The organism is Nocardiopsis sp. NPDC055824 (genome assembly GCF_053616335.1).
The window spans coordinates 1-2,455 of sequence record NZ_JBSHDN010000381.1 but is presented as its reverse complement, the minus strand read 5'-3'; the positions used below and the strand labels follow the sequence as shown (position 1 = coordinate 2,455).

The 2,455-nt window shown below is 74.6% G+C and carries 1 protein-coding gene; it reads left to right on the top strand.

Annotation, left to right across the window (positions count from 1 at the left end; translation table 11 throughout):
- Positions 1-321: 321 nt before the first annotated feature.
- Positions 322-2,124 (top strand): gamma-glutamyltransferase family protein, encoded by a 1,803-nt coding sequence (locus tag ACWGL3_RS31995; protein ID WP_267946091.1) that lies wholly within the window; start codon positions 322-324, stop codon positions 2,122-2,124.
- Positions 2,125-2,455: the final 331 nt, after the last annotated feature.

Below are 2,455 nucleotides of genomic sequence, written 5' to 3'. Positions count from 1 at the left end.
CCCGCCCGGCGCCGGGCGGGTGCCGGGCAGCACGGTGCGGACGCCCCCTGGGGACCCCCTACGTCAAGTCAACCCGGGGCCGGTGCGATGCACGAGCCCCGGGTTCCTTCTGTGGACGACGCGGGGAGGAGGACCGCGGACCGGTGGACGGTCCCTCCCCGACCCCCTCGGGCGGGAACATCCCATGATGTACCGTCACCTCCATGTCGGCGGCCGGGCGACCACGGCCGACCGCCCCGTCACCGCCCCCGTCCGGGGCTCCCCGGCCCAGGACACCGATGGCGACCGCCATCCCCCACCCCCGAGGAAGGGCCCGCTCAGATGCCCGGTTTCACCACACGTCCCCAGCTCCGCGGCGATTTCGGCATGGTCGCCTCCACCCACTGGCTGGCCAGCGCCACCGGCATGTCCCTGCTCGAACGCGGGGGCAACGCCTTCGACGCCGTCGTCGCCGCGGGTTTCACCCTCCAGGTCGTCGAGCCCCACCTCAACGGCCCCGGCGGCGAGGTCCCCGTCGTCTTCCAGGCGGCGGGCGCGGAGCCCCGCGTGCTGTGCGGACAGGGTGTGGCGCCGGCCGCGGCGACCATCGAGGCCTACGGGGGCATGGACCGCATCCCGGGCAGCGGCGTGCTCGCCGCCACCGTGCCCGGCGCCTTCGATGCCTGGATGCTGCTCCTGCGCGACCACGGCACGATGACCGTCCGCGACGTCCTCGACCACGCCATCGGGCTGGCCGAGCGCGGCTACCCCGTCCTGGACCGGATCGCCGCGGCCGTCACCGCCCTGCGCCCCGTCTTCTCCCGGCACTGGGCGGGTTCGGCCGCCGTCTACCTCCCCCACGGAACGGCGTCCGCGCCCGGCTCCCGGCTGCGCAACCCCGCACTGGCGGCCACCTACCGCCGGATCGTCGCCGAGGCCGAGGGGGTCGGCGGCGACCGCGAGGAGCAGATCGAGGCGGCGCGCAGGGCCTGGTCGCAGGGCTTCGTCGCCGGGGCGGTCGGCGAGTTCCTGGCCTCTCCCGTCCCCAGCGGCACGGGCGAGCCCCAGCGCGCCCTGCTCACCGCCCAGGACATGGCCGACTGGAGCGCCTCCTACGAGGATCCGGTCGGCGTCGCCTACGGGGCCCACACCGTGCACAAGACCGGCCCGTGGGGCCAGGGCCCCACCATGCTCCAGCAGTTCCGGCTGGCGGAGGCCCTGGGCACCGGCCACGACGTCCGCGACGGGATCAGCGCCGACTTCGTCCACCGGGTGGCCGAGGCGGCCAAGCTCGCCTTCGCCGACCGCGAGGCCTGGTACGGCGACCCGGACTTCACCGACGTCCCCCTCAAGGAGCTGCTCGGCTCCGACTACACCGCCGGGCGCGCCGCCCTGGTCGACGACGCCCGCGCCAGCATGGAGCAGCGGCCCGGCCGCGTCGGCGCCCGCTCCCCGTTCGAGCCTCCCCTGTACGTGCCCGGCCGGACCCCCGGCGACCGCACGACCGGGGAGCCGACCGTACGCGACGCGGCCCTCTCCAACCCCGCGGACCTGCGCGGCGACACCTGCCACGTGGACGTCGTGGACTCCTTCGGCAACATGGTCTCGGCCACCCCCAGCGGCGGCTGGCTCAGCAGCTCCCCCGTCATCCCCGACCTCGGCTTCCCGCTCGGCAGCAGGGCCCAGATGTTCTGGCTCGACCCCGACTCCCCCAACGCCCTGGCCCCGCGCAAGCGCCCCCGCACCACCCTGTCCCCGACCCTGGTCACCAGGGAGGACGGGCAGGCCGTGCTGGCGATCGGCACGCCGGGCGGCGACCAGCAGGACCAGTGGACGTTCACCGCGCTGCTGCGCATCCTCAACGGGGTGGACGACCTCCAGGAGGCGCTGGACACACCCATGTTCCACACCAACGCCTTCCCGAGCTCGTTCCACCCGCGCGAGACGGTCCCCGGGGACCTGGTCGTGGAGCCCGGCGTCGGCGAGGACACGATCGCGGACCTGGTGGCACGCGGGCACCGGGTGCAGGTCGCGCAGCCGTGGTCACTGGGGCGGCTGGCGGCCGTGGCCCGCGACCCCGACACCGGCGAGCTGCGCGCGGCCGCCGACGCCCGCGCGTCGCAGGGGTACGCGGCGGGCCGCTGACACGGAGGGGACACGGGGCGGCGGCCCACGGGACGGCGCCGGCCGCGATGTGGTCCGGGTGCGGATTGAGAGCGCTTGCCTGCCTTGATCTGGCCTCTTGCCAAATCGTCCGGTCACTGCTTATGTAGACCTGTGCAGCGGATCCCCGGGAACTCCCGGAGTGCCCTCCGCCGCAACTCGGAACCATTGAATACGGGGTTCGCGCGCTGTCTCCCCCTCCCTCAGCGACGGCCCTGTTCCCCCTCCTGACCGAGGCCTGCCTTCCCCTCCCGGCTGGGTTTTTCGGACAAGGAGAAAAGAGTGGGCCGTGGTGCCGCCGACGCGGTGGCAC

What these genes read in the sequence shown, in the direction of transcription:
- ACWGL3_RS31995 (WP_267946091.1), top strand. Translation starts at nt 322, where the DNA reads ATGCCCGGTTTCACCACACGTCCCCAGCTCCGCGGCGATTTCGGCATG.